This window comes from Mycobacterium seoulense (assembly GCF_010731595.1).
Classification (GTDB): Bacteria; Actinomycetota; Actinomycetes; order Mycobacteriales; family Mycobacteriaceae; genus Mycobacterium; species Mycobacterium seoulense.
The window spans coordinates 4135191-4160551 of record NZ_AP022582.1; the positions used below are offsets into that span (position 1 = coordinate 4135191).

The following is a 25361-nucleotide window of genomic DNA, read 5'->3' on the forward strand; positions in this document are numbered from 1 at the left end:
TTGCACGGCGCCTAACCCGCAGGCATGCTTAGTCATTCGAGCTACCAGTGTGGTTAATCGGACGGAGGCGTCGCGCGGAGGTCGAAATGGAAACTGGGTCTGACCGCCCGATAGGGGTTTCCCCTTTCCATGCTCGTGGTGCCCTGAAAGGGTTTGTGATCTCCGGCCGTTGGCCCGATTCGACCAAGGAGTGGGCCCAGCTGCTCATGGTGGCTGTGCGGGTCGCGTCGTTGCCCGGATTGCTCTCCACCACAACGGTGTTCGGGGCCCGGGAGGAGTTGCCCGACGCGCCCGAGCCCGGCACCGTCGGCCTGGTGCTCGCCGAGGGCACCGTCTTCGGTGAATCGGCAATCCAGCCAGGCTATTTCGCCGATCATCAACCGCCCGCGCTGCTGATGCTGCATCCGCCTTCGGAGACCACGCCTTCCCTGCCCGAATGCAGCGGCGCGGCGTCTGGCTGCGTACTGCTTCCCGGCTTGCCATATCTGGGACTCGAGCATCGGGCGGCCTGGGTGGAAGCCGAGGCCGACGGCACGATCACGTCCATGGTGAGCCGAGTCGGCGTCGATCCCATCAGCCATCCCGATACCGCGATTTTGGCGATGCTGCTCGCGGCATAGGCTGCGGCGCCCCGGACGCAGCCATCGGCCGCCGACTGGGACGGCCAGGGCACGCCGCGGGCGCCCCGGTCGCCCACGAGCTCCGATTCGTGATTCCCGGCGCGTTCCGCGCGCAGCCATTCCGGACGCTCCACGCGTCTGACAGCAAATAAGGCGTTAAGCAAACATAAATTGCTGCCCGGTTGCGGTGCGACCGCCCAGCACGCCGCCATCCTACACTTCGCCGAGACCGGCACCGCTGGCCCGCCACCGTGGGCCCGATCGCTAATTCTGCGTATAACCTGTGAGTTTCGCGGATTTAGTGGACACCTCAGCGAATCAGTTAGACGCTCGTCAAGTGTGGCATCGGCACGTTCCAGCTACGTCCGACGCATATCCGTGGGGGTTTGCACCTGGTTAGGGACACAAACCCTCGCTACCATGATCAGCAAATACACCTAGGTAATAGTTCACTTCTACAGCCCAGTGGAGGTCATATCCAATGAGCACGACGTTCGCTGCTCGCCTGAACCGCCTGTTCGACACGGTGTATCCGCCGGGACGGGGGCCGCACACCTCCGCGGAAGTGATCGCGGCGCTCAAGGCGGAGGGCGTCACGATGTCGGCTCCCTACCTGTCGCAGTTGCGGTCGGGGAACCGCACCAACCCGTCGTCGGCGACCATGGCCGCATTGGCCAACTTCTTCCGCATCAAGCCGGCCTACTTCACCGACGACGAGTACTACGAGAAGCTCGATAGGGAGTTGTCGTTCCTGGCCACGATGCGCGACGACGGAGTGCGCCGTATCGCCCTGCGCGCATCCGAGTTGTCCCCCGAGGCCCAGCACGAGGTCATGCAGCGGGTCAACGAGCTGCGCCGCGCGGAGCACCTGGACGCGTAGCCGTACCGACTGCAGACGCCCATCCCCGGCCGCCCCGACCTGGAGGGCTTCCGCCCGCCCACGCCGATTAGGGTTGGCTCACGGGATCGCGCACGCGCGAAAGCGATAGTCCACAACAGACCGGGGAGGCGGCCGGGAATGGGCCTGTTCCGCAAGCGAAAGAGTCGCGCGACGCGTCGCGCCGAAGCCCGTGCGATCAAGGCCCGCGCGAAGCTGGAGGCCAAGCTCGCCGCCAAGAACGAGACCCGCCGATACCAGGCGGCCCAGCGGGCGGAGGCCAAGGCACTCCGGGCGCAGATCAAAGCCCAACGGGACAGCGACCGGACGGCGTTGAAGGTCGCCGAGGCCGAACTCAAAGCAGCGCGCGAGGGGAAGATTCTCTCCCCGACGCGCATCCGCCGGACGCTGACCGTGTCCCGGCTGCTCGCGCCGATCCTCACTCCGCTGATCTACCGTGCCGCCGTCTCGGCGCGCGCGCTGATCGATCAGCGCCGCGCGGACCGACTCGGGATCCCGTTGGCCCAGATCGGGCAGTTCTCCGGCCACGGCGCGCAGCTGTCGGCGCGGATCGCCGGCGCGGAGAAGTCCCTGCGAGCCGTGCAAGACAAGAAGCCAAAGGACGCCGAGACCAAGCAGTTCGTGTCGGCCATCACCGAGCGGCTCGCCGATCTGTCGGCGGCCGTCACGGCCGCGGAGAACATGCCGGCCGCGCGGCGCCGGGCGGCCCACGCCGCGATCGCGGCGCAGCTCGACGGCATCGAGGCGGACCTGATGGCCCGGCTCGGGTTGAGCTGACCGCGGATGGGGTCCGGCATGTCGCTGCGCGCGCGGCGGACGACGCGCCTGCCGATCGCGGTGGCCGCCGCCGTCGCGCTCTATCTCGGCTCGGCGGCGCACCTCCCGGCGGCGTGGGCGCACGTCCACGCCACCAGCGACGACGCGGTGCGGGGCGCCACCGCGCTCGTCACCTTTCAGGTCCCCAACGAATCGAACACCGGCGCGGCGACCACCGCGCTCAGCGTCGCCCTGCCCGACGTGGCCTCGGCGCGCGCCGAAAGCATGCCGGGGTGGACGGCCAAGCTCGACCGCGACGCGGCGTCTGGCGCCGTGCACTCGGTGACGTGGACGGCAGCGCCGGGCGGCGGCATCGGGGCTGATCAGTTCGCGCTGTTCCGGATATCGGTGAAGCTGCCCGACGCCGAGACGGTGAGCTTTCCGGCCACGCAGACCTACTCCGACGGCGTGGTGGTGAAGTGGGACCAGGCCCCGCAGCCGGGCGGTGGCGAGCCCGAGTATCCGGCGCCCACGCTGACGCTGGCCGCGGGACCGGCGGCCGCGCACGACCACCATCCGCCCTCCACCGCGCCGGCCCAGCAGGCGACCACGCCACAGCCCAAGTCGTCGGATGACACCGCCCGACTGCTGGGGGGCGCGGCATTGGTCGTCGCCGCACTGGGTATCTGCCTCGCGCTGATCCGCCGACGGACATGAGGCGGTTGGCGATCGCCGCATGCGTCGCCGCCCTGCTGGTGATCGCTACGCTGACCGCGCCCGCGGCGTCGGCGCACGCCGCGCGGATAGCCACCGATCCGGCCGACAACGCGGAGCTCGCGACCGGTCCCGCGCGGGTGAGCGCCACCTTCAACGAACAGCTGCAGAGCACGTTCGCGGCCATGACGGTCGTCGGGCCTGACGGCAACACGTGGTCGGCCGGCGACCCCACGGTGCGGGGTGCGATGGTCGGCATCGACCTGCGGCCGCTGGGGCCCGCCGGGACCTACACGGTGAACTACCGGGTGACGTCCGCCGACGGTCACGTGGTCTCCGGCTCGTGGTCGTTTCGGTTGACGGTGCCGGGCACGGGGACGCCGGGCCCGCCGGCGGGGCGCGCCCCCGCCGGCGGTGAGGTCCCGGTGTGGCCGTTCGTCGTGGTGGCGGGGCTGCTCGTCGCCGGGGGCGCCCTGTGGGCGGTGCGGCGCAGACCGTGACCGGCGCCCGAGGCGCCCACACTCGTGCTGGCATGATGGGTTCGAAGAACCCGCGTGGGCTAGAAAACTACTGAAGAAAGCTCAAGGAGCGGCCGCATGGCAGACCCGCAGGATCCACCCAACAGCGAACCCGAGAACGCAGCTACCCCGCCGCCGGAGCCGGCGGCGCCGCCCGCCCCGCCGGAAAAGAAGCCCCCGGCCAAGGCGGTCAAGAAGGCCGCGAAAGCACCCGCCAAGAAAGCACCCGCCAAAAAGGCGCCCGCGAAGAAAGCGCCCGCGAAGAAGGCGCCCGCCAAAGCCGCCGAGACCCCGGCAAAGGCCGCCGAGCCGCCGGTCGAGGTGCAGCGGCGGATCGAAAGCAACGGCGACCTCGCGGCGGCCGCCAAAGATGTAGCCGCACAAGCGAAGTCCACTGTAGACGCCGCCAATAACCCGCTGCCTGCTGACGCTCCGGCTGCGGTCCTCACCCAGTCCCGGTTGCCGTTGATCGTCGCGCTGGCCGTCAGCCTGCTGGCGATCCTGTTGATCCGGCAGCTGCGGCGCCGCTGACCGCGACCCGGCCGCTACCGTGTCAGACGTGACCGTGCTCTTCAAGCCCACCGCCGACCTCGTCGACGACATCGGCCCCGACGTCCGCAGCTGTGACGTCCAATTCCGCCAATTCGGTGGCCGCCAGCAGTTCGCCGGGCCCATCAGCACGGTGCGCTGCTTCGAGGACAACGCGCTGCTGAAATCGGTGCTCTCCGAGCCGGGTGCGGGCGGGGTGCTGGTCATCGACGGCGGCGGCTCCCTGCACTCGGCACTGGTGGGCGACGTGATCGCCGAGCTGGCCCGCGCGAACGGATGGGCCGGGCTGGTCGTCAACGGGGCGGTGCGCGACGCTGCCGCGCTGCGTGGCCTCGACATCGGCATCAAGGCGCTGGGCACCAACCCGCGCAAGAGCAGCAAGACGGGCGCCGGCGAGCGCGACGTGGAGGTCACGCTGGGCGGGGTGACGTTCTTGCCCGGTGAGATCGCCTACAGCGATGACGACGGCATCGTCGTCGTCAAGCCCTAAACCGCAACCGGCGCACGCTTTTTCGCGAATCGCAGACCCTCGTCGGCGACCTTGCCGCGGCGGATCGTGCGCATGTCGAAGAAGTAGTTCTGCTTGAGCCGCCACGGCGCGCGCGACCCCGACTTGGGCAGCATGTCCATCGCCCGCTGGAAGTACCCGGGGCTGAAGTCCATGAACGGCAGCTCGTCGACGTCATCGCCGGGATGCTCCGGCTCGACGAAGTCAAAACCCTTGTCGTCCATGTAATTCAGCAACCGGCAGACGAACTCGGAGACCAGGTCGGCCTTCAGCGTCCACGAGGCGTTCGTGTAGCCGAAGGTGATCGCGAAGTTGGGCACCCCGGAGAACATCAGGCCCTTGTAGGTCATCAACGACGTCAGCTCGATCGGGTCACCGTTGCGGGTGGGCCGCACCCCGCCCAGCAACTGCATGTTCAATCCCGTTGCGGTGATGATGATGTCGGCCTGTAGCTCCTCACCCGAGGTGAGCCTGATTCCGTTCTTGGTGAACCGGTCGATGGTGTCGGTGACGACGTCGGCCTTGCCGTGCCGGATGGTGCGGAAGAAGTCGCCGTCGGGGGCCAGGCACAGCCGCTGATCCCACACGTTGTACCGCGGCCCGAAGTGCTTCTCGACGTCGTAGCCCTGCGGCAGGCGGCGCTTGGCCATCGTCATCAACGTCTTGCGCATGTAGGCCGGGCGCTTCCGCGACAACTGGTACTGGAACGTGCTGAACGCGATGGCTTTCCAGCGGTTCGCGATGTGCGCCAGGCGGGCCGGCAGCAGCCGGTTGGCCTGTACGGCGAACGGGTCGACCCCGGGCAGCGAGCCGATGTAGGTCGGTGAGCGCTGCAGCATCGTGACATGACCGGAGCCCGAGTTCACCAGGGCGGGGATCAGTGTGATCGCGGTGGCGCCGGACCCGATGACGATGATCTTCTTGCCCGTGTAGTCGAGGTCTTCCGGCCAGTGCTGAGGGTGGATGATCTGGCCTTCGAAGTCCTCGGCGCCGGGGAAGGTGGGCGAATATCCCTCGTCGTAGTTGTAGTAGCCGGTGCAGGCGAACAGGAAGGAGCAGGTGAGCTCGCGCTGTTGCCCATCGGACTCCACGGTGAGGGTCCAGCGGTTGTCGGCGTCGGACCAATCGGCGGCCACGACGCGCTGGCGGTAGCGGGTGTGCCGGTCGATCTTGTTCTCGACCGCGGCGTCGTTGATGTAGGCCTTGATGTCGGCGCCGTCGGCGATCGATTTCGCCGAGTGCCAGGGCTTGAACCGGAACCCCAGGGTGAACATGTCGGAGTCCGACCGGATACCCGGGTATTTGAACAGGTCCCAGGTGCCGCCCAGGTCATCGCGGCGTTCGAGGATCGCGTAGCTCTTGGTCGGGCAGCGCTCCTGCAGGTGCCATGCCGCGCTGATGCCCGAGATGCCGGCGCCCACGATGATCACGTCAAGGTGCTCAGTCATGCGGCCACGTTATCAACGCCCTGTCGACGCAGTCAACGCTGTGTCGAAAGTTTCGACACTGTGTAAAGTAGCGGGCGTGACTACCGCCGGTCAGACCCGTGCCCTGCGTGGCCGCCGCGCCATCCGCCCCTCGGGTGACGACCGTGAGCAGGCGATCCTGGCGACCGCCGAACGGCTGCTGGAGCAGCGCTCGTTCGCCGACATCTCCGTCGACGACCTGGCCAAGGGTGCCGGACTGTCGCGCCCGACGTTCTACTTCTATTTCAAGTCCAAGGACGCGGTGCTGCTCTCGCTGCTGGAACCGGTGATCGCGCGCGCCGACTCCGAGTTCGACGGCGCGGTGCAGCGGTTGCCCGAAGACCCGCGCCGGGTGTGGCGAAACGGCATCAAGGCGTTCTTCACGGCGTTCAGTTCACACCGCCGGCTGGCCCGCGCTGCGACAGAAGCGCTGGCGACGAGCTCCGAATTGCGCGTCATGTGGTTGGGCTTCATGCAGAAGTGGATCGACCAGACGGCGGCCATGATCACGGCCGAACGCGCTCGCGGCGCCGCGCCGGAGACGATTCCGGCCGCGGACCTGGCAACCTCGCTGAACCAGATGAACGAGCGCACGATGATGGCCGCCCTGTCCGCCGAGACGCCGGCGGTCGACGAGGAGCGGGTGGTCGACACCCTCACCCACATCTGGGTGACCAGCATCTACGGCGAATCGGGCTAAGTGGCGATCGCAAGCGCGGCGTAGCCGGGCGAAGCGGGTCGCCACCATCGGATGCCGTCACAGGCGCGTGCGAACATATGTTCGTGCGGTGCGATGCGTCCATCCTGCACGCGGACCTGGATTCCTTCTACGCGTCCGTCGAACAGCGCGACGATCCGACATTGCGCGGGCGCCCGGTGATCGTCGGGGGTGGCGTGGTGCTCGCCGCAAGCTACGAGGCGAAGGCCTACGGTGTGCGCACCGCGATGGGCGGCGGCCAGGCGCGGCGGCTCTGCCCGCACGCCGTGGTGGTGCCGCCGCGGATGCGGGCCTACAGCCGCGCCAGTGACGCCGTGTTCGAGGTGTTTCGCGACTGCACACCGATCGTTGAGCCGCTCTCGGTGGACGAGGCCTTCCTCGACGTCGGCGGGCTGCGCCGGGTCTCCGGGACGCCGGTCCAGATCGCCGCGCGGCTGCGTGCCGACGTGCGCGAGCGGGTCGGGCTGCCCATCACCGTGGGCATCGCGCGGACGAAGTTCCTCGCCAAGGTCGCCAGCCAGGAAGCCAAGCCGGACGGGCTGCTGCTGGTGCCGCCCGACCAGGAGCTGGCGTTTCTGCACCCGTTGCCGGTCCGGCGGCTCTGGGGCGTGGGCGCCAAAACCGCCGAGAAACTCCACGCCCACGGCCTGGCGACCGTCGCCGACGTCGCCGAGCTGAGCGAATCGACGCTGGCCTCGCTGCTGGGCGGCGCCATGGGCCGCCAGCTCTTTGCGCTGTCCCGCAACATCGACCGCCGCCGGGTGACCACCGGCGTCCGTCGCCGGTCCGTCGGAGCGCAACGGGCGCTCGGCCGGTCCGGCAACACCATGTCAGCGGCCGAGGTCGACGCGGTGGTGGTCAACCTGATCGACCGCATCACCGGCCGGATGCGCGCCGCCGGGCGCACCGGCCGCACGGTCACGCTGCGCCTGCGGTTCGACGACTTCGGCCGGGCGACGCGGTCGCGCACCCTGCCGCTGGCGACGGCCTCGACGCAACCGATCCTTGCCGCGGCCCGCCAGCTGGTCGCGGCGGCCGCGCCCGTGATCGCGCAGCGTGGCCTGACGCTGGTCGGCTTCGCGGTGTCCGGGATCGACCGCGGCGGCGCCCAGCAGCTGACGCTGCCCTTCGGCGACGACGAGAACCGGCTCGCGATCGATGCGGCGATCGACCGGGTGCGCGATCGCTACGGCAAGTCCGCGCTGACGCCCGCGGTGCTCGTGGGCCGCGACCCGGGACTGGAGATGCCGCACCTACCCGACTAGCCCGTCCACGCCAGCAGCTTGTCGGCCGGCCAGGTGTTGACGATCCGTTCGACGGGCACGCCCATGTCCAGGGCCCGCTGCGCGCCATAGCCGAGGAAGTCGAGCTGGCCGGGCGCGTGCGCGTCGGTGTCGATGCTGAACACGCAGCCGATGTCCAGCGCCAGCTTGAGCAGGCGGGTCGGCGGGTCCCGGCGTTCGGGACGCGAGTTGATCTCCACGGCCGTGCCGTGCTCGCGGCAGGCGGTGAACACCGCTTCGGCGTCGAACCTCGACTCCGGCCGGATCCCCCGGTTTCCGGAGACCAGCCGTCCGGTGCAGTGGCCCAGGACGTCGGCGTGGGGATTGGACACGGCCCGCACCATGCGTCGCGTCATCGCCGCGGCATCCATCGACAGCTTCGAATGGACGCTGGCCACGACGACGTCGAGGCGCTCGAGCAGCTCGGGCTCCTGGTCGAGGTCGCCGTCCTCGAGGATGTCCACCTCGATCCCGGTGAGGATGCGCATCGGGGCGAACTGGTCACGCAGCCTGTCGATGACGTCGAGCTGGGCGCGCAACCGTTCCGGCGACAGCCCGTTGGCGATCGTCAGCCGCGGCGAGTGATCGGTCAGCGCGCAGTACTCATGCCCCAGCGCAGACGCGGCCGCCATCATCTCGTCGATCGGCGCCGACCCGTCGGACCAGTTCGAATGCAGATGCAGGTCCCCGCGCAACGCCGCACGGATGTCGCCGCCGCCGAGATCCTCTGCCGTCGAACGCAATTCGACCAGCAGGTCGGGTTCGCGACCGGACCAGGCCTGGCCGATCACCTTGGCGGTCTTGGGCCCGATGCCGGGCAACGACTGCCAGCTGTTGGCCTGGCCGTGCCGCTCCCGCGCCGCGTCGTCGAGGCCCTCGATGATGTCGGCCGCGTTGCGATACGCCATCACCCGCCGGGGATCGTGGCGGCTCCGGTCCTTGTAGTAGGCGATCTGCCGCAAGGCCTCTACGGGATCCATGACTCCAGTGTGCCCACGCGGTGATTGCAAGCGCGGCGGAGCCGGGCGCAGCAGGTCACCGCCAAACCTCCCCGATCACATCAATTGGCCGACGGCGAAACCGGCGAGCAGGACGCTGAACCCCCCGATCTCGCCGGCGATGAGCAGCGCCATCACCAGCCCGGTGCCGGGCGCGGGATCCTCGAATTGGTTGACCGTGTCGCGGCGCGCCCCGTGGCCGATGTAGCTCAGGATGGCGCCGACGAAGAAGAAGACGACCACGCCGGCCGCAACCAGATTGACCCACGCCGGCCACGCGCTGAGCTCGACGAAGACCGCCAGCAGCAGCGTCGCGAACGAGTAGAGCAACGCCGCCCGGTGCGCGATGTCGACGTAGGGATGGGCGCGATGGTCGGCGGCGGCCATGATCTGCCGGTACTTCCACACCCCGAGAACCAGCGCCAGCAGAAAAATCAGTCCGGCCGCCAGCAGGGTGACCTTGGTGTCGAGTCCCAGGGAGTAGCTCATCGCCCGGCTGAGTTTAGTTGCCCTTCATAAAGATCAACTAACGTCGATTCCATGCGATTCGCTTTCAAGACCTCACCCCAGAACACCACCTGGGCCGAGATGCTCGCCGTGTGGCAGGCCGCCGACGATATCGACGTCTTCGAGTCCGGATGGACCTTCGACCACTTCTACCCGATCTTCTCCGACAGCACCGGGCCCTGCCTGGAGGGTTGGACGACGCTGACCGCGCTGGCGCAGGCGACGAAGCGGTTGCGACTGGGCACCCTGGTCACCGGGATCCACTACCGCCACCCCGCCGTGCTGGCCAACATGGTCGCCGCGCTCGACATCATCTCGAACGGGCGACTCGAGCTGGGCATCGGCGCCGGCTGGAACGAGGAGGAGTCGGGCGCCTACGGGATCGAGCTCGGCAGCCTGCGGGAACGCTTCGATCGGTTCGAGGAGGCGTGCCAGGTGCTGATCAGCCTGCTCAGCGAGGAGACCACCGACTTCGACGGCACGTACTACCAGCTCAAGGGCGCCCGCAACGAGCCCAAGGGCGTGCAGCGCCCCCACCCGCCGATCTGCATCGGCGGCAGCGGGGAGAAGCGAACGCTGCCGATCACGGCGCGCTACGCGCAGCACTGGAATTTCGCGGGCGGCCCGCCCGATCTGTTCGCGCGCAAGCGCGACGTGCTGGCCGCGGAGTGCGAGAAGATCGGGCGCGACCCGAAGGAGATCACGCTGTCGGCCCACCTGCGCCTGGACCAGGAGCGCAACTACCGGCAGCCCATCGAGGAGGCGGCCGGGCTGGCCGCCGAAGGACTGGACCTGGGCATCGTGTACATCAACCCGCCGCACGACCCGGCCGTCCTGGAACCGCTGGCCGAGGCCATCCGCGATTCGGGGCTGCTGGACGGCTGATCGCCGGCCGCTCACCCGAAGCGGATTTGAGCAAACCCCCCGGGCGCCGTGCGCGGCCGCATCAACCGCTCATACCCCGAACAGCAACAGATCCTCGGCGGTGACCAGACGTTCGTGCTTGGCGGGGAACTCACGGCTCTTTACCGGGTGACGGAGCCACGACCAGGCCATACGCCCCATCCGCGTTCGAGGTAATGGATTCATATGCACAGTGACCACTCCTGCGACGGTCTGTTCTGCCGGGGCCTCTGTGGCATGAAGCCCACAGCGGTCCATTAGACACCCACAGCCTGGCAAACTAGGGCAGGCTCGCCGAATAAATCTCGGCGTGTTTCTGGTGTGACTGGTGTGATTACTGAAGTGGTACCGCAGTCGGCTTGACCGGCGCAGGAAGCGCGGTCGCACCCATCAGGTACCGGTCCACCGCGGCGGCGGCGGCCCTGCCTTCAGCTATCGCCCAGACGATCAACGACTGGCCGCGACCCATGTCCCCGGCCACGAACACACCGGGAACCGACGTGTCGAAGTCGCCCCCGCGCGCGACGTTGCCGCGGTCGGTGAGTTTGACCTCGAGGTCGGTGAGCAGGCCCTCCCGTTCCGGGCCGACGAATCCCATGGCCAGTAACACCAGGTCGGCCTCGAGCTCGAAGTCCGAGCCCTCGACCTTGACGAACTTGCCGTCCTGCATGGTGACCTCGTGCGCCTTGAGCGCCGTCACGCGGCCGTCTTCGCCGATGAACCGCTCGGTGTTCACCGAGAACACCCGCTCGCCGCCCTCTTCGTGGGCCGACGACACCCGGTACATCAGCGGATAGGTCGGCCACGGGGTCGACTCGGCGCGCGTGTCCGGCGGGCGCGGCATGATCTCGAATTGGTGCACGATGGTCGCACCCTGCCGGTGCGCGGTACCCAGGCAGTCCGCCCCGGTGTCACCGCCGCCGATGATGACGACCTTCTTGCCTTTGGCGGTGATGGGGGGTTGCCCGTCGGGCCCCAGAACGTCGTCACCCTCCTGCACCCGGTTGCCCCACGGCAAGTACTCCATCGCCTGGTGGATCCCGTCCAGGTCACGACCCGGAATGGGCAGGTCCCGCCCGGCGGTGGCGCCACCGGCCAGCACCACCGCGTCGAAGTCGGCGCGCAACTGTTCGGCGGTGATGTCCACCCCGACGTTGACCCCCGCGCGGAATTCGGTTCCCTCGGCACGCATCTGGTCCAGACGCCGGTCGAGGACGCGCTTTTCCATCTTGAATTCCGGAATGCCGTAGCGCAGCAGCCCGCCGATGCGATCCGCCCGCTCGAACACGGTAACCGTGTGGCCGGCGCGGGTCAGTTGCTGGGCCGCGGCCAAACCGGCCGGGCCCGAGCCCACCACCGCGACCTTCTTTCCGGTCAGCTTGTCCGGGGGCAGCGGGACGACGAAACCTTCATCGAAGGCGTGGTCGATGATCTCCAGCTCGATCTGCTTGATCGTCACCGGATCCTGGTTGATGCCAAGCACACATGCCGGTTCACACGGCGCCGGACACAGCCGGCCGGTGAAGTCCGGGAAGTTGTTGGTGGCGTGCAGCCGTTCGATCGCGTCGCGCCAACGGCCCCTGCGCACCAGGTCGTTCCATTCCGGGATCAGGTTGCCCAACGGACAGCCGTTGTGGCAGAACGGGATCCCGCAATCCATGCAACGGGTCGCCTGCTCACGCAGGGTGCCCTCGTCGAAGTCCTCGTAGACCTCGTGCCAGTCCTTCAACCGCAGCGGGACGGGCCGACGCTTCGGCAGTTCCCGGTGGGTGTACTTGAGGAAGCCGCTCGGATCAGCCATGCGCGGCCGCCATGATCGCCTTGTCCACGTCGGTGCCGTCGCGCTCGGCTTCGGCGATCGCTTGCAGCACCTTCTTGTAGTCGCGGGGCATCACCTTGACGAAGTGGCGCTGCTGGGAGCGCCACTCGGCCAGGATCCGCTGGCCGACAGCGGAATCGGTCGCGTCGACGTGCGCCTGGATGATGCCGTGCAGGAACTCGGCGTCGTCGGAGTCCACGGTCTCCATGTCGACCATCTCGATGTTGAGGTTGTCCGGCAGTTCCTCGTTCGGGTCGTACACGTAAGCCACACCGCCCGACATTCCCGCCGCGAAGTTGCGGCCCGTCGGCCCGAGAATCACCACCCGACCACCCGTCATGTATTCGCATCCATGGTCACCGACGCCCTCGACCACGGCGTGGGCACCGGAGTTGCGGACGGCGAACCGTTCGCCGACCACCCCGCGCAGGAAGGCCTCCCCGCTGGTCGCGCCGAACAGGATCACGTTGCCGCCGATGATGTTGTCCTCGGCCACATAGTCCTGCGGGGCGTTGTCCGACGGCCGCACCACGATCCGGCCCCCGGACAGGCCCTTGCCGACGTAGTCGTTGGCGTCACCGTAGACGCGCAAGGTGATTCCCTTCGGTACGAAGGCGCCGAAGCTGTTGCCCGCTGAGCCGTCGAAGGTGATATCGATGGTCCCGTCCGGAAGCCCCTGGCCGCCATAGGCTTTCGTCACCTCGTGGCCGAGCATGGTGCCCACCGTGCGGTTGACGTTGCTGATCGTGGTGGAGAACCGCACCGGTTTGCCGGAATCGAGTGCCTCCCGGCTCATCACGATCAATTGCTGATCGAGCGCCTTGTCCAGGCCGTGGTCCTGCCGAGAGCTGCAGTACAGGTCCTGGTTCATGAAGGCCGACTCCGGCTCGTGCAGCACCGGCGTGAGATCCAGCTTGTGCGCCTTCCAGTGCGCGCGGGCCAGGGTGGTGTCCAGCGCCCCCACCTGGCCGACGGCCTCGTTGAGGGTGCGGAAGCTCAACTGCGCCATGTACTCCCGCACCTCTTCGGCGATGAACATGAAGAAGTTCTCGATGAACTCGGGCTTACCGGTGAACCGCTCCCGCAGCACCGGGTTCTGGGTGGCCACACCGACCGGGCAGGTGTCCAGGTGACACACCCGCATCATGATGCAGCCGGCCACCACCAGCGGCGCGGTGGCGAAGCCGAATTCCTCGGCGCCCAGCAGCGCGGCGATCATCACGTCGCGGCCCGTCTTGAGCTGACCGTCCACCTGGACCACGATCCGGTCGCGTAAGCCGTTGAGCAGCAAGGTCTGCTGCGTCTCGGCCAGGCCCAACTCCCACGGCGCACCGGCGTGCTTCATCGATGTCAGCGGCGTTGCGCCCGTGCCACCGTCATGGCCGGAGATCAACACCACGTCCGCGTGGGCCTTGGAGACACCGGCCGCCACCGTACCGACCCCGTTCTCGGAGACCAGCTTGACGTGCACCCGAGCCGACGGGTTGGCGTTCTTCAGGTCGTGGATCAGCTGCGCGAGATCCTCGATCGAATAGATGTCGTGGTGCGGCGGCGGTGAGATCAGACCGACACCGGGCGTGGAGTGCCGAACCTCGGCGACCCACGGGTACACCTTGTGTCCGGGAAGCTGGCCCCCCTCACCGGGTTTCGCGCCCTGCGCCATCTTGATCTGGATGTCGGTGCAGTTGGTCAGGTAGTGCGACGTGACACCGAAGCGCGCGGACGCGACCTGCTTGATCGCGCTTCGCCGCCAATCGCCGCCTGCGTCGCGGTCGAAACGCTTGACGTCCTCGCCGCCTTCGCCACTGTTGGATCGCCCACCGAGACGGTTCATCGCGATGGCGAGCGTCTCGTGCGCTTCGGCCGAGATCGAGCCGTAACTCATTGCCCCGGTGGAGAAGCGCTTGACGATCTCGCTGGCCGGCTCGACTTCGTCCAGCGGAACCGGGGGACGCACACCGCCGCGGAATTTCAGCAAGCCGCGCAGTGAGGCCATCCGCTCACTCTGGTCGTCGACCAGGCGGGTGTAGTCCTTGAAGATCTTGTATTGGCCGGTGCGGGTGGAATGCTGCAGCTTGAAGACGGTCTCCGGGTTGAACAGGTGGTACTCGCCCTCCCGGCGCCACTGGTACTCACCGCCCACCTCGAGCTCGCGGTGCGCGCGCTCGTCCCGGCGGTCCAGGTAGGCCAGCCGGTGCCGGGCGGCGACGTCGGCGGCGATGTCTTCCAGGGTGATCCCGCCGATCGGGCAGCTCAGCCCCGTGAAGTACTCGTCGAGCACGTCCTCGGAGACTCCGACCGCCTGGAACAGCTGCGCGCCGGTGTAGGACGCCAGCGTCGAGATGCCCATCTTGGACATCACTTTGAGCACGCCCTTGCCGGCGGCCTTGACGTAGTTGTTCAGCGCCTTCTCGCGGTCTTGCCGATCGACGAAGCCGTCGACCGCGCCGCGGTCGAGCATGTCCTCGATCGACTCGAACGCCAGGTAGGGGTTGATCGCCGCCGCGCCGCACCCGATCAACATCGCCATGTGGTGCACCTCGCGGGCGTCACCGGTCTCCGCGACCAGACCCACCTGGGTGCGCGTCCGGTCGCGGACCAGGTGGTGGTGCACCCCGGCAACCGCGAGCAGCGACGGGATGGGGGCCAGCCGCTCGTCGGACTCGCGGTCCGACAGGATGATCAGGCGCGCGCCGTCCTCGATCGCGGCCGACGCCTGCGCGCGCACGTCGTCGAGTGCCGCGGCCAGGCCGGCGCCACCCTCGGCGACCGGGTACAGGCAGCGAATCACCTTGGACCGCATCCCGTGCGGACGCCCGTCGACCTCGTCTTCGGGATTGAGGTTGATCAGCTTGGCCAGCTCGTGGTTGCGCAGGATCGGTTGCTGCAACGCGATCTGGTGACAGGAGTACTCGGTCGGCGTCAGCAGGTCGCACTCGCCGCCGGTGGTGCCCTGCAGGCTGGTCACCACCTCCTCCCGGATGGCGTCCAGCGGCGGGTTGGTCACCTGGGCGAAGAGCTGCTGGAAGTAGTCGTAGAGCATCCGCGGCCGCTGCGAGAGCACCGCGACCGGGGTGTCGGTGCCCATCGAACCGATCGGCTCCGCGCCGGTGCGCACCATGGGCGACACCAACAGGTTGAGCTCCTCATAGGTGTAGCCGAATGTCAACTGCCGCTTGACGAGTCGCTCGTGGGCCATCCGCACGTAGTCGCCCTGCGGTAGCTTCTCGAGCGGAACCAGGTTCCGGTCGAGCCATTCCTGGTACGGGTGCTCGGCCGCGAGCTCGGCCTTGATCTCCTCATCGGCGACGATGCGCCCTTGGGTGGTGTCCACCAGGAACATCCGGCCGGGCTGAAGCCGCATCCGGCGGACCACCTTGGCCGGGTCCAGGTCCAGAACGCCCGCCTCGGAAGCCATCACCACCAGGCCGTCGTCGGTGACCCAGATCCTGGACGGGCGCAGGCCATTTCGGTCAAGCACCGCGCCGACGATGGTGCCGTCGGTGAAGGTGATCGACGCCGGACCGTCCCAGGGCTCCATCAACGAGGCGTGGTACTGGTAAAACGCGCGCCGGGCCGGGTCCATGGAGTCGTTGCGTTCCCACGCTTCGGGAATCATCATCAGCACCGCGTGGGCCAGGCTGCGGCCACCCAGGTGCAGCAGTTCGAGCGCCTCGTCGAACCGCGCGGTGTCCGAGGCGCCCGGCGTGCAGATCGGGAACAGCTTTTCCACGTCGGCTTCCGAACCGAAGATGTCGGTCTTGATCAACGCCTCGCGGGCCCGCATCCAGTTCTCGTTGCCGGTGACGGTGTTGATCTCGCCGTTGTGGGCCACCCGACGGAACGGGTGGGCCAGCGGCCAGGACGGGAAGGTGTTGGTGGAGAACCGGGAGTGCACGATGCCGAGCGCACTGGTCAACCGATCGTCCTGCAGGTCAAGGTAAAACGCCTTCAGCTGCGGGGTGGTCAGCATGCCCTTGTAGACCAGGGTCTGGCCGGAAAGGCTTGGGAAATAGACGGTTTCGCGTCCGGGACCGTCCTGACCCGGGCCCTTGGTGCCGAGTTCGTGTTCGGCGCGCTTACGGACCAGGTAACACCGACGCTCCAGCCTCATGTCGGACGCGCCGGCGAGGAACACCTGGCGGAACGTGGGCATCGCGTCGCGGGACAGCGCGCCCAGCGAGGAGTCGTCGATGGGCACGTTGCGCCAGCCCAGCACCGTCAGGCCCTCGGCTTCGGCGATCTTCTCCACCGCGTCGCAGGCGGCCGCCGCGTCCTTGGACGACTGCGGCAGGAAGGCGATACCGGTGGCGTAACTGCCCGCCGGGGGCAGCTCGAAGTCGACGACGGCACGCAGGAACTCGTCCGGGACCTGAATCAGGATGCCTGCGCCGTCGCCGCTGCGCGGCTCGGCGCCCTGGGCACCGCGGTGTTCGAGGTTGAGCAGCGCGGTGATTGCCTTGTCCACAATGTCGCGGCTACGACGGCCGTGCATATCGACGACCATGGCTACCCCGCACGAATCGTGCTCGAACGCGGGGTTGTATAACCCGACGCGCTTGGGCGTCATATGCACCTGACCCTTCACCTGAACGTTTCGAGCGGCGTTAACAGCTGCTTCGATGAGGTCGTACCCGGAGGTTGCGGGCTGAGACCCCTTGGTCTTGTCTCGATAGGCTGTCCCCCAGGCGGAGACCATCCTGTTAGGGATGCGTCCGTGCAGCTCTGAACGGTGGCCTGGAAACCGGTCTCGACAAGTCGTAAAACGATATGACAATACCCGCCTGACATGCCAACTTGGTCAAGTCTAACCGCCACCCGGCAGCACCGTAAATTTCGCGGCGGCCGACGGGCGACAACCCGGCCGACGTGCCGTTCTGGGGCTGCCGTCTGCGTCACAGTCGTGCCGCGGCCGGCGGCCCGGTGCGCCGGATCCGGGCCCGCCACATGTTTGCTGACACCGCCTGAGGCCGCATCCGTGGCCTGCGCGTCGGGTCGCTCGATCGTGCTCAGCGGGCAGCTCGAGCCGCCCGGGGGCGCGCTGCAGTAAGCGCTGCTAAGTTTGCACGGTAGCAACGCGGGGCGCGGAGGAGATACTGGACCGGTACTGGTCCCCATCCGGCGCCGGTTGTAGGGCCGTGGCGCTAATCACTGGCCCCGGACCAACCACATAACCGACGATCGACCGCCTGGCACCCGAGGAGCCCATGAACGAGCGCGACGAATTCCTGCGGGACCGTCTGCGGCCCCCGGGCGGCGCGCCGCCGCCCCCACCCGGGCCCGCGGCCATGAGTGCGCCGCCTCCGCCGCATCCGGTCGGCCAGCGCGCCGCACCGCGGCCCCCGTCGGCTTTCCCGCCCCCGGCGCCTCCGCAGCGCCCACCCGCACCGCAGCAGCGCCCACCCGCACCGTCCCAGCCGGCGCCGCCGCCGGCTTTCCCGCGCCCGCCCGCGATGTCGACCCCGCAGGAGGTCTCGGCGGCCGCCGCGGCGCCACCGGCCACCCTTGCGGCGGCGCCACCGGCCACGACGGGCTTGGACGTCATGCCCGACCGCGGCTGGCGGCGCATGCTGCGGCGCATGACCTTTGGCCTCGTCAAGCTGGGCCCGTCGCCCGCACAACAGCGGGAAGCCCAGTTCGAGGCGGCCATCCGGACCCGCCTTGTCGGCAACTACAAGGTCGGCGTCCTGGGCAAGGGTGGCGTAGGGAAAACGTCGGTGGCCGCCAGCGTCGGATCGCTGTTCGCCGAACTCCGAAGGCAAGACCATGTCGTGGCCATCGACGCCGATACCGCCTTCGGCCGGCTCAGCAGCCGAATCGACCCGGGCGCCTCGGGGTCGTTCTGGGAACTGACCGCGGACAAGAACCTGCAGTCCTTCAGTGATGTGGTTGCCCGGGTGGGCCGTAACTCCGCCGGGCTGCACGTGCTCGGCGGCGAGCCCGCGTCCGGCCCGCGCCGGGTGCTCGACCCGGCGATCTACCGGGAGGCCGCGCTGCGCCTCGACCGGCATTTCGCGATCTCGGTCATCGACTGCGGCTCGACGATGGACGCCCCGGTCACCCAGGAGGCGCTGCGCGATTTGGACGCGCTGATCGTGGTCTCCTCCCCGTGGGCGGACGGGGCGAATGCGGCCGCCAGGACCCTGGAGTGGCTGGCCGATCAGGGCTTTACATCGCTGCTGCAGAACAGCGTCGTCGTGCTCAACGATTCCGACGGCCACGCCGACAAGCGCACGCGGGCGTTGCTGGCCCGCGAGTTCATCGATCACGGCCGGCCGGTGATCGAAGTGCCGTTCGACCCGCACCTGCGGCCGGGCGGCGTCATCGATGTGAGCCACGAAATGGCCTCCGCGACGCGCCGGAAATTCCTCGAGGTCACGGCGACGATCGCCGGATACTTCGCGGCCGAGGATCGGCGGACGGGCTAGGCCTTCTCGGCCACCTGGCCCGCCCGCGCCGACGGGTCGGCGATGGCCTCGATCTTGACCACGCGGGACCCGCGGATGGTGAGCACGATGACCGCGAAAAGCCGGCGGCCGCTGAACGCCAACAGGGCCGGCCCCCCGGCGGGGCCGACGACCAGTGTCACGCCCGGCCACAGGTAGCGCAGCAGGTTGGTCGCCACCGCCTGTGGCCCGTGGTTGATCTGCGGCGGCGGCGCGGGGTCGGCGAGGATCGTGCCCACGCCCCACACCGTCGGGTCCAGCACGGCGGCTAACGCCGTGATGTCACCGTTGGCGCACGCGGTGATGAATTTGTCGGTGACGAGCTGATGCTCGGCAGACGCCACCGAGTTGGTTTTAGGTTGCGCAGCAAGGAATTTAGCGCGCGCACGCCGCGCCAGCTGACGGCAGGTGCCGACGGGGCGCCCCACGGTTTCGGAGATCGAGTCGAATGGGACGCCGAAGACGTCGTGCAGCACGAAGGCGACCCGTTCCGCGGGGCTGAGCCTGCGCAAGACTTCGAGCAGCGCGGTACGGATCTCGTCGTCGAGGGTGACGCGGTCCGCCGGGTCGGAGCGCTGGGGCGCGGGCAGATCTTGGACCTCACCCGGGCGTTCGTAGCGGGCGCGGGCCGAGCGCACCTGGTCGAGGCAGAGCCGACTTGCCACCACCGTCAGCCAGCCTCGGACCTCCTCGATCTCGCTGACGTCGGCTCGCGAGAACCGCAGGAAGACTTCCTGCACAACGTCTTCGGCGTCACCGACATCCCCGAGCATTTGGTAGGCAAGGTTGACCAGATACGGGCGGTGCTGACGCCAGGCCTCGGCGACCTGGTCGCCCGCTGACTGCGACTCGTTCATGACTCTTCGACGATCTGCTGGGGCAAAAAGTTACGGGCTGTCCGGTGTAACTTTCTCACCTTTCGCCCCGTCCTTGGAGCACACAGAAATTCCCGAAAGGAGCCATGCCATGACCATCGTGGTAACCGGGGCGACCGGAAACGTCGGGCGCCCTCTCGTCGAAGCGCTCGCCGCCGCTGGAGTATCGGTGCGGGCGGTGACCCGCGCGCCGGAAACGGCGGGGCTTCCCCCGCGCGTGGAACTGGTCGGCTCGGCGGCCGAGGCCCTGCCCGGCGCTTCGGCGGTGTTCCTCAACTCGCGGGCCCTGGGTGACGACCTGGAACCCGTGGTTGCCCAGTGCGTGCGCGCCGGGGTCACCAAGCTGGTGGCCCTCTCGGCGATCAACGCCGACGACGACTTCTCCCGCCAACCATCCCGCTTCCGCGGGGACCGCAACAAGGAGGTCGAACAGCTCGCCGTCGACTCCGGGCTGGCCTGGGTGAGCCTGCGGCCGACGGTCTTCGCGACCAACTTCGCCGGCATGTGGTCACCGCAGATCCGCGTGGCCGACGTGGTTTTCGGGCCGTACGCCTCGGCTTCGACCGCGCCGATCGTGGAAGCCGACATTGCGGAGGTGGCGGCGCGGGCGCTGCTCACCGATGAGCTTGTCGGGCAGCGCATCCCGCTGACCGGTCCGCAGGCGTTCACCAACTCGGAGCTGGTCGGGCTCATCGGCACCGCGCTGGGTCGACCGCTGCAGTATCGCGAAATCCCGAGCGACGCGGTGCGTCAACGTTTTATCGGCCTGGGCTTCAGCGCGGACTTCGCCGACGCCTACATCGGCATGCTCGGCGCGACGCTCGACACCCCCGCGCTGGTCACCCACGACGTGGAGAAGATCCTCGGGCGGCCGGCGCTCCCGTTCGCCCAGTGGGTTGCCGAGCACCGCGGCGTTTTCGCCCGCGCGCAGTAGCCAAGGAGGTTTGAGATGCCCGAACTACGTCCGCCGCGCTACCTCAAACCCATGAACAGGGTGATGATGGCGGTCCAGCGGCTCGGGATTCCCACCGGCCCCGCGATGGTGTTGACGGTGCGCGGCCGCAAGTCGGGCCGGCTCCGCAGCACCCCGATGACGCCGTTCGAATTCGAGGGCGGCCTCTATGTCGTCGCGGGCTATCCGGGTGCGGACTGGGCGGCGAATGCCCGCGCGGCGGGTGCCGGCACGCTCAGCCGCGGCCGGCGGTCACGGGAAGTCCGGATCGTCGAGCTCTCCGCCGGCGAAGCCCGGCCGGTGCTGCGGGAATTCCCCGCCAAAGTCCCCGTCGGAGTGTCGTTCGCGAAACGATCGGGGCTGGTGCGGGATGGAACGGCTGACGAATTCGAAGCACTGGCGGGGCGGCTGGCCGTCTTCCGCTTCGAGCCGGCGTAACGGCCGCCTGCTCGGGCGCCTGAAAGAGAAAGCGCCGCAGCGGTTTCGGCCACCGCCGCCCGCCGCCGGTCCACAATCGGCGGCCATGGGCCGGGCTAGGCCGACTTCGCGGTCTCGCGCACGGGGTAGCCGTTGCGCTCGGCCAGGGATCGCAACTGGCGCAACGCGAATGCGCGCGGGCGGCCACCTTCGGGGATCACCACTCCGGCCCACAAGCCTTCCGCGCCGGGCGACTCGACGGCGTCGCGCGCGCACATCCAGCGACGGGGGCACGCCCGGCACGCGGCGATGGCCTCGGCGTCGGGAGCAATCGTCCACCGGTCGGGGTCCTGCGTGCAGGCGCCGAGGGGGATGTTGAACAAAGGTGTTGCGGTCATGACGCTCGCTCCTCCAAAGCATTGCGTTGTGCTCGTATGTCACGCAACGGTATCGCACTAACTGCTGCATCGCAACAGTTTTATGTCGATACCGCCACGGTACCGCCCCGTGATGCGCAGCTGTGGCTTCGGCGCGATGGAGCGCCCCGCCGGGGTAAATTGCGCTGAGCTGGGCGTTTACCGTTGCCGCGCCCAGGATTCCCCGCTCGGCAGACGGTTACGTAACCGTAGCGTTGGGGCGGGCCGCGGCCCGAAACGCGTCCGGAAGGCGGGCGGATCGTCGCGTGGAACCGTAGCGTTGCGGCGCACCGAGCGCCACGGTACAGACGGCCGCAGTCCGCCCAAAAGGGCCGGGCGGGCGAATAGCCGTCGCATTAACACGGCACGGAGCTCGGCCCGCGCTTCAAAACATAGCGGTGCGCGATGGAAATCATGGCGGTGCGACGGTTAGACTTACGAAGGCGGAAGGCCCGCCACGCCACCCTCCATCGAGGAATCACCGCCGATGCCACGCGCCGAATCGACTGCCGAGCACGCGCTACTGGTCGTGCACAGCGGTGACACCTCACATGCGATCCCGCCGGGGCAGGGTGTGGTAACGATCGGCCGCGACGCGCAGGCCGACGTGCGGATCGAAGATCTCCCGATCGCTGCGGAGCACTTTCAGGCCGAGGCCGTCGACGGTTCATGGCGGATCATCGACACGGGTCCGAACGGGATGTTCGTCGACGGACAACGGACGAGTTCGGTGACCGTGACGGACAAGACAACAGTCCGGCTCGGAGATCCCGCCACCGGCGAGCTCCTGACGTTTGAAGTCGTCAAACCCTCGACTGCCGCTGGACGCCCCGGCGCGCAGAGGCCCGGCGCGGGCAAACCGGATCCGGGGATGGCGCGTGCCGGCGCGGCCGCCGCCGCGCGCCGGCGTGAGCTGGGAATCAGCCAACGCAGCCTGGCGGCCGACGGGATCATCAATGCGGGCGCGCTCATCGCTTTCGAAAAGGGGCGCAGTTGGCCGCGCGAGCGAACCCAGGCCAAGCTCGAACAGGTTCTGCAATGGCCCGAGGGGACCATCGCGCGGATCCGCCGCGGGCAGCAGGACGCCGGCGAAGCGATCACCCGCGACGGGGCGGCCGAGGCCGCCAAGGCGCCGACCCAGACCACTCAGTCCGATGCCCCGGCATCGCTGATCGCGCAGGCGATCGTCGCCGCCGTGGACGGCTGCGTCCTTGCCATCGGGGCCTTACCGCCGGCCGACGACCCCGAGTTCACCGAGCGGGCGACGCCGATCCTCGCCGACCTGCGCCAGCTCGAGGCGATCGCCGTGCGGGCGACCCGCATCAGCCGGATCACCCCCGAGCTGATCCGAGCCTTGGGCACGGTTCGCCGGCACTACGACCAACTGATGACGCTCGGCGCCACCGCCCCGGGTGCCCCGCTGGCGCAACGCCTGTATGCGGCGAGGCGCAGGGCGAACCTCTCCCCCGCGGAAACCGCCGAAGCGGCCGGGGTCACCGAAGAAATGATCGTGCGCGCAGAGGCCGACGAAGCGGTGCCCGCCGCGGTCGCCGACGCGATAGAAACGCTCATCGGCCACATCCACTGAGCTCGCTCAAACCCCTCGGGTGGAAGCCGTTGGCTATCCCGAAAATTCGTGCACGGACCCTGCCATGGCGGCGTTACGCTTAACGGGCGGTAAAAACGCAATGCGCCGGCACAACGCGCAATATCGCTTCATACGGAGGACCCCAGATGTCTGTATTTGTACAAGCCGCCAGGATCATCGGCTCCTTGACCGGGCTAGGTCAGCAAGCCGCCGGCCTCGGCGTCAGCGGCACCTCCGGAATGAGCGCTGAATATATTGCGGGAATGGGCACCAGCGGAGGCGCCGATTTGGGGTCCCTCGTGATGGTCGGCGTGCAGCGGGGGGTGAGAAATCACTTCGCCAACATGACCCAGGCTCAAAAATATGTCGCGGGAAACCGCATGGGCGGCGCCTCGGGCATGAAGAAATTTCAACAAGGGCTCAGCATCATCTCCATCACCCTCACCATCGTCGAGATGATGGAGCTGACGATCGGGTTCGGTGAACCAACCGAAGGCGACGAGCTCAATGTCGGCGCTCAGCAATTCACCGCACTCTCCCAGCAGCTGAAGTCCGCCCTTCCGGACGACCGCTGGGAGGGTTCGGGGTCGGAAGCCTATGCCGAGCTGGATGCGGCGCTGGACAACATGGCGCAAACAATGGCCTCGCTGGACGTCCAGTTGGCATCCCTGGTGAATGATCAGGCCGAATGGGTCACTCACGCGCGCTTGGGCTTCGGGATATTGAAGGACATACTTCTAGCCGCTCTGATCATTGAATTGGTCATGACTGTTGCGGTGCCCGCCCCGACCGGCCCCGCCGCCGCTAAAGCCTTCGCCATTGCGGTGGCCACACTCGGGCTCGGTGTGGCCACAGGATTCCTCGGCACCCTGACCTATTTCTCGGTGGACAATGGGAAGAAAGCAGAGGCGCTGGCCAGTCGGTACACGGAGCTGGCCGCGGGCACCGTGCAGACAGGTTCGGACGCAAAGGCCAAGGTGGCGAGGTCCGAAGCAACCACGGTTTCGAGCTTCGACGCCATCTCCAACAGCATGTCCGGGATGTCCGCTTTGTCCACCCCGTCGACCCTCACGTCGGCGCCCGGAGCCGCCAATGGTTCGGAGGACGAACGCGCGCCCCTAGCCGCGCAAATGAGCGCGAGTGAATTCCCCGGCGACGACGTGGGCCAGGCACAGGATAAAACGACGCCCGATAAGACCACGCCGCCCCCGCCCGCGACCACGATGCCCACCGTGGCCCAGCTGTCCGCGATGTCGGGTCAAGCCGCGAAGGTCTCGAGCCAACTGTCGCAGCCCGCGCAGCTGGTCAACCAGGCGATGGGTCAGCTGCAGCAGATGGTCCAAATGGCCCAGCAGGGCCAGGGCGCCGCGGCGCCCGCCGAAGAGACCGCGACCGACGAGGCCGCGCTCGTGGGTGACGTGGAGGGCGCCGGGGCGGGGGCCGGTGCGGCGGGTGCCGAACGTGCACCGGTCGAGGCCGCCGTGGCCGGCGCCGAACCGATGCAGCCGCCAACCCCCGTCGAGCGAGTCATCTGACGCCGCGGGGCATAACGAAAGCCGTTGTGAGCAAACCTAAAACGAGACAACGAACTAGGCATTAAGGAGAACTCATGGCCGATGTAACCGTCACACCAGTACACCTAGAGCAACTGGCCACAACGCAGGACCAAGCCTCGACGCAAGCCGGGACCGCGGCCTCGGCGGCCTCTGGTCTCGAGGTCGACGTCTGGGTGACTCACGGCGTGGTCAGCTGGTACTCAAACCTCGCCTTCACCAAGGCCGCAGATGCCCGGAAGAGCACGGGAGACGCCATGAGTAAGGCGTCCACAGAACTCGCCGACAAGCTGCGCACGGCCAAGAGGGTCTACGCGAGCGCGGACGAGCAGGCGGGTAAGAACATCGACAAGCAAGTGCTTGATTCTTGATCACACTTGCGGCCGACTCCGCTTCGGAGCCGCGCCAGACGGTCGGTCGCATAATCGGGCGGGGCAGTGCGATGTGTGCTCGTCAGTTCGGAATAAGAAACTCCCACAGTACATTCCGCGCGACCGCAGCACCCGTCGGTGCTAAGTTGAGGGTCAACCAGACGATGGGGCAAGCACATCAGGTCGCGCAGACGGGCCAGCAGAGCCAGGCTGCCGAACCGGACGCACCCGCCGAGGACCAAGCCGCCGGGGCGGCGCCCGGCGCGGAGGGCGTTGAACGCGCACCTGTCGAGCTGGCGGCTGTCACTGACGAGGGTTCGGGCCGGCATACGCGCGTCCCTTAACGGAGCCTCCCCGCCGAAGTCCCACCGCGACATAGCAATACATCGATCGTTAACCGCATATTCGGTTTGGCCGCCCGGGTCGCGGGATACCACACCCGGTTGGTGCTGGGCACGTCGGTTCCCGGAAAGGTCGTCCGCGGTT

23 protein-coding genes are annotated in these 25361 nt (G+C 68.1%); 16 read left to right on the top strand and 7 right to left on the bottom strand.

All coding sequences use genetic code 11. From position 1 onward, the window contains the following. Nucleotides 1-86: 86 nt before the first annotated feature. The 7 genes from G6N37_RS19170 to rraA all read left to right on the top strand — a co-directional run bounded on the left by G6N37_RS19170 (nt 87) and on the right by rraA (nt 4545). The gene (locus G6N37_RS19170) at nt 87-620 is read left to right on the top strand and encodes a peptidase (RefSeq protein WP_067925804.1); all 534 of its coding nucleotides are present in this window, start codon (nt 87-89) and stop codon (nt 618-620) included. 481 nt (nt 621-1101) lie between these two features. Beyond that, on the top strand, nt 1102-1500 hold the full coding sequence (locus G6N37_RS19175; protein WP_163682813.1) for a transcriptional regulator: 399 nt from the start codon (nt 1102-1104) through the stop codon (nt 1498-1500). A gap of 138 nt (nt 1501-1638) precedes the next feature. Further along, nucleotides 1639-2295 (top strand): DUF6474 family protein, encoded by a 657-nt coding sequence (locus tag G6N37_RS19180; protein ID WP_163682815.1) that lies wholly within the window; start codon nt 1639-1641, stop codon nt 2293-2295. An 18-nt stretch (nt 2296-2313) separates the two neighbouring features. Next, nucleotides 2314-2991: a YcnI family protein gene (locus tag G6N37_RS19185; protein ID WP_163685249.1), complete on the top strand. Its 678-nt coding sequence runs from the start codon at nt 2314-2316 to the stop codon at nt 2989-2991. Further along, a complete protein-coding gene (locus G6N37_RS19190) occupies nt 2988-3488 on the top strand; it encodes a copper resistance CopC family protein (protein WP_163682817.1) in 501 nt (166 codons plus the stop codon). Before G6N37_RS19185 ends, G6N37_RS19190 begins: the two co-directional genes overlap by 4 nt. Nucleotides 3489-3584: 96 nt before the next feature. After that, nucleotides 3585-4037, top strand: a complete 453-nt coding sequence (locus G6N37_RS26470; RefSeq protein ID WP_163682819.1) for an Rv3852 family protein — start codon at nt 3585-3587, stop codon at nt 4035-4037. A 28-nt stretch (nt 4038-4065) separates the two neighbouring features. Then, nucleotides 4066-4545 carry a ribonuclease E activity regulator RraA gene (gene rraA, locus G6N37_RS19200; RefSeq protein ID WP_163682822.1) on the top strand — a complete coding sequence of 160 codons (480 nt, stop codon included), beginning with the start codon at nt 4066-4068 and terminating at the stop codon, nt 4543-4545. Here the strand turns inward: rraA and G6N37_RS19205 are convergent. Beyond that, on the bottom strand, nt 4542-6011 hold the full coding sequence (locus G6N37_RS19205; RefSeq protein ID WP_163682824.1) for a flavin-containing monooxygenase: 1470 nt from the start codon (nt 6009-6011) through the stop codon (nt 4542-4544). The two genes, rraA and G6N37_RS19205, sit on opposite strands and share 4 nt — an antisense overlap. 76 nt (nt 6012-6087) lie before the next feature. On the opposite strand from G6N37_RS19205, the gene G6N37_RS19210 reads away from it, so the two are divergent. After that, nucleotides 6088-6729, top strand: coding sequence for a TetR/AcrR family transcriptional regulator (locus tag G6N37_RS19210; RefSeq protein WP_163682826.1), 642 nt, complete (start codon nt 6088-6090; stop codon nt 6727-6729). A 77-nt stretch (nt 6730-6806) separates the two neighbouring features. After that, nucleotides 6807-8012 (top strand): DNA polymerase IV, encoded by a 1206-nt coding sequence (gene dinB, locus G6N37_RS19215; RefSeq protein ID WP_163682831.1) that lies wholly within the window; start codon nt 6807-6809, stop codon nt 8010-8012. On the opposite strand, the gene G6N37_RS19220 is transcribed toward dinB, so the two are convergent. Together G6N37_RS19220 and G6N37_RS19225 are read right to left on the bottom strand one after the other, a co-directional pair. After that, nucleotides 8009-9010: a PHP domain-containing protein gene (locus tag G6N37_RS19220; RefSeq protein ID WP_163682833.1), complete on the bottom strand. Its 1002-nt coding sequence runs from the start codon at nt 9008-9010 to the stop codon at nt 8009-8011. The two genes, dinB and G6N37_RS19220, sit on opposite strands and share 4 nt — an antisense overlap. 75 nt (nt 9011-9085) lie before the next feature. Continuing rightward, nucleotides 9086-9517, bottom strand: a complete 432-nt coding sequence (locus tag G6N37_RS19225) for a hypothetical protein (RefSeq protein ID WP_163682835.1) — start codon at nt 9515-9517, stop codon at nt 9086-9088. A 51-nt stretch (nt 9518-9568) separates the two neighbouring features. Here G6N37_RS19225 and G6N37_RS19230 point away from each other — a divergent pair, with 51 nt between their 5' ends. Next, nucleotides 9569-10420, top strand: coding sequence for an LLM class F420-dependent oxidoreductase (locus G6N37_RS19230; protein ID WP_163682837.1), 852 nt, complete (start codon nt 9569-9571; stop codon nt 10418-10420). 352 nt (nt 10421-10772) lie between these two features. Here G6N37_RS19230 and G6N37_RS19235 read toward each other — a convergent pair whose 3' ends face one another. Together G6N37_RS19235 and gltB are read right to left on the bottom strand one after the other, a co-directional pair. After that, complete coding sequence (locus tag G6N37_RS19235) at nt 10773-12239, bottom strand: glutamate synthase subunit beta (protein ID WP_083175852.1); 1467 nt, start codon at nt 12237-12239, stop codon at nt 10773-10775. Further along, entirely contained in the window at nt 12232-16827 is a 4596-nt protein-coding gene (gene gltB / locus G6N37_RS19240) for a glutamate synthase large subunit (protein ID WP_163682839.1), read from the bottom strand. Before gltB ends, G6N37_RS19235 begins: the two co-directional genes overlap by 8 nt. A 637-nt stretch (nt 16828-17464) precedes the next feature. Here gltB and G6N37_RS19245 point away from each other — a divergent pair. After that, nucleotides 17465-18685 (top strand): MinD/ParA family ATP-binding protein, encoded by a 1221-nt coding sequence (locus tag G6N37_RS19245; RefSeq protein WP_174813852.1) that lies wholly within the window; start codon nt 17465-17467, stop codon nt 18683-18685. Here G6N37_RS19245 and sigI read toward each other — a convergent pair. Next, nucleotides 18682-19560 (bottom strand): RNA polymerase sigma factor SigI, encoded by an 879-nt coding sequence (gene sigI, locus G6N37_RS19250; protein WP_163682841.1) that lies wholly within the window; start codon nt 19558-19560, stop codon nt 18682-18684. The genes G6N37_RS19245 and sigI overlap by 4 nt on opposite strands. Nucleotides 19561-19669: 109 nt before the next feature. On the opposite strand from sigI, the gene G6N37_RS19255 reads away from it, so the two are divergent. Then, nucleotides 19670-20512 carry an NAD(P)H-binding protein gene (locus G6N37_RS19255; RefSeq protein WP_163682843.1) on the top strand — a complete coding sequence of 281 codons (843 nt, stop codon included), beginning with the start codon at nt 19670-19672 and terminating at the stop codon, nt 20510-20512. Nucleotides 20513-20527: 15 nt separating this feature from the next. After that, on the top strand, nt 20528-20968 hold the full coding sequence (locus G6N37_RS19260; RefSeq protein ID WP_163682845.1) for a nitroreductase family deazaflavin-dependent oxidoreductase: 441 nt from the start codon (nt 20528-20530) through the stop codon (nt 20966-20968). Between the two features lie 95 nt (nt 20969-21063). Here G6N37_RS19260 and G6N37_RS19265 read toward each other — a convergent pair whose 3' ends face one another. Beyond that, nucleotides 21064-21345 carry a WhiB family transcriptional regulator gene (locus G6N37_RS19265; protein ID WP_163682847.1) on the bottom strand — a complete coding sequence of 94 codons (282 nt, stop codon included), beginning with the start codon at nt 21343-21345 and terminating at the stop codon, nt 21064-21066. A gap of 505 nt (nt 21346-21850) precedes the next feature. Between G6N37_RS19265 and espM the strand changes: the two genes are divergently transcribed. The 3 genes from espM (at nt 21851) to G6N37_RS19280 (ending at nt 24875) form a co-directional block, all read left to right on the top strand. Then, complete coding sequence (gene espM / locus G6N37_RS19270) at nt 21851-22951, top strand: ESX-1 type VII secretion system transcriptional regulator EspM (RefSeq protein ID WP_163682849.1); 1101 nt, start codon at nt 21851-21853, stop codon at nt 22949-22951. Between the two features lie 146 nt (nt 22952-23097). Further along, nucleotides 23098-24486 (top strand): EspA/EspE family type VII secretion system effector, encoded by a 1389-nt coding sequence (locus G6N37_RS19275; RefSeq protein WP_163682851.1) that lies wholly within the window; start codon nt 23098-23100, stop codon nt 24484-24486. A 74-nt stretch (nt 24487-24560) separates the two neighbouring features. Further along, on the top strand, nt 24561-24875 hold the full coding sequence (locus G6N37_RS19280; protein ID WP_163682853.1) for an ESX-1 secretion-associated protein: 315 nt from the start codon (nt 24561-24563) through the stop codon (nt 24873-24875). Nucleotides 24876-25361 lie beyond the last annotated feature (486 nt).

What these genes read in the sequence shown, in the direction of transcription:
- G6N37_RS19170 (WP_067925804.1), top strand. Translation starts at nt 87, where the DNA reads ATGGAAACTGGGTCTGACCGCCCGATAGGGGTTTCCCCTTTCCATGCT.
- G6N37_RS19175 (WP_163682813.1), top strand. Translation starts at nt 1,102, where the DNA reads ATGAGCACGACGTTCGCTGCTCGCCTGAACCGCCTGTTCGACACGGTG.
- G6N37_RS19180 (WP_163682815.1), top strand. Translation starts at nt 1,639, where the DNA reads ATGGGCCTGTTCCGCAAGCGAAAGAGTCGCGCGACGCGTCGCGCCGAA.
- G6N37_RS19185 (WP_163685249.1), top strand. Translation starts at nt 2,314, where the DNA reads ATGTCGCTGCGCGCGCGGCGGACGACGCGCCTGCCGATCGCGGTGGCC.
- G6N37_RS19190 (WP_163682817.1), top strand. Translation starts at nt 2,988, where the DNA reads ATGAGGCGGTTGGCGATCGCCGCATGCGTCGCCGCCCTGCTGGTGATC.
- G6N37_RS26470 (WP_163682819.1), top strand. Translation starts at nt 3,585, where the DNA reads ATGGCAGACCCGCAGGATCCACCCAACAGCGAACCCGAGAACGCAGCT.
- G6N37_RS19205 (WP_163682824.1), bottom strand. Translation starts at nt 6,011, where the DNA reads ATGACTGAGCACCTTGACGTGATCATCGTGGGCGCCGGCATCTCGGGC.
- dinB (WP_163682831.1), top strand. Translation starts at nt 6,807, where the DNA reads ATGTTCGTGCGGTGCGATGCGTCCATCCTGCACGCGGACCTGGATTCC.
- G6N37_RS19220 (WP_163682833.1), bottom strand. Translation starts at nt 9,010, where the DNA reads ATGGATCCCGTAGAGGCCTTGCGGCAGATCGCCTACTACAAGGACCGG.
- G6N37_RS19225 (WP_163682835.1), bottom strand. Translation starts at nt 9,517, where the DNA reads ATGAGCTACTCCCTGGGACTCGACACCAAGGTCACCCTGCTGGCGGCC.
- G6N37_RS19230 (WP_163682837.1), top strand. Translation starts at nt 9,569, where the DNA reads ATGCGATTCGCTTTCAAGACCTCACCCCAGAACACCACCTGGGCCGAG.
- G6N37_RS19235 (WP_083175852.1), bottom strand. Translation starts at nt 12,239, where the DNA reads ATGGCTGATCCGAGCGGCTTCCTCAAGTACACCCACCGGGAACTGCCG.
- gltB (WP_163682839.1), bottom strand. Translation starts at nt 16,827, where the DNA reads ATGACGCCCAAGCGCGTCGGGTTATACAACCCCGCGTTCGAGCACGAT.
- G6N37_RS19245 (WP_174813852.1), top strand. Translation starts at nt 17,465, where the DNA reads ATGAACGAGCGCGACGAATTCCTGCGGGACCGTCTGCGGCCCCCGGGC.
- sigI (WP_163682841.1), bottom strand. Translation starts at nt 19,560, where the DNA reads ATGAACGAGTCGCAGTCAGCGGGCGACCAGGTCGCCGAGGCCTGGCGT.
- G6N37_RS19255 (WP_163682843.1), top strand. Translation starts at nt 19,670, where the DNA reads ATGACCATCGTGGTAACCGGGGCGACCGGAAACGTCGGGCGCCCTCTC.
- G6N37_RS19260 (WP_163682845.1), top strand. Translation starts at nt 20,528, where the DNA reads ATGCCCGAACTACGTCCGCCGCGCTACCTCAAACCCATGAACAGGGTG.
- G6N37_RS19265 (WP_163682847.1), bottom strand. Translation starts at nt 21,345, where the DNA reads ATGACCGCAACACCTTTGTTCAACATCCCCCTCGGCGCCTGCACGCAG.
- espM (WP_163682849.1), top strand. Translation starts at nt 21,851, where the DNA reads ATGCCACGCGCCGAATCGACTGCCGAGCACGCGCTACTGGTCGTGCAC.
- G6N37_RS19275 (WP_163682851.1), top strand. Translation starts at nt 23,098, where the DNA reads ATGTCTGTATTTGTACAAGCCGCCAGGATCATCGGCTCCTTGACCGGG.
- G6N37_RS19280 (WP_163682853.1), top strand. Translation starts at nt 24,561, where the DNA reads ATGGCCGATGTAACCGTCACACCAGTACACCTAGAGCAACTGGCCACA.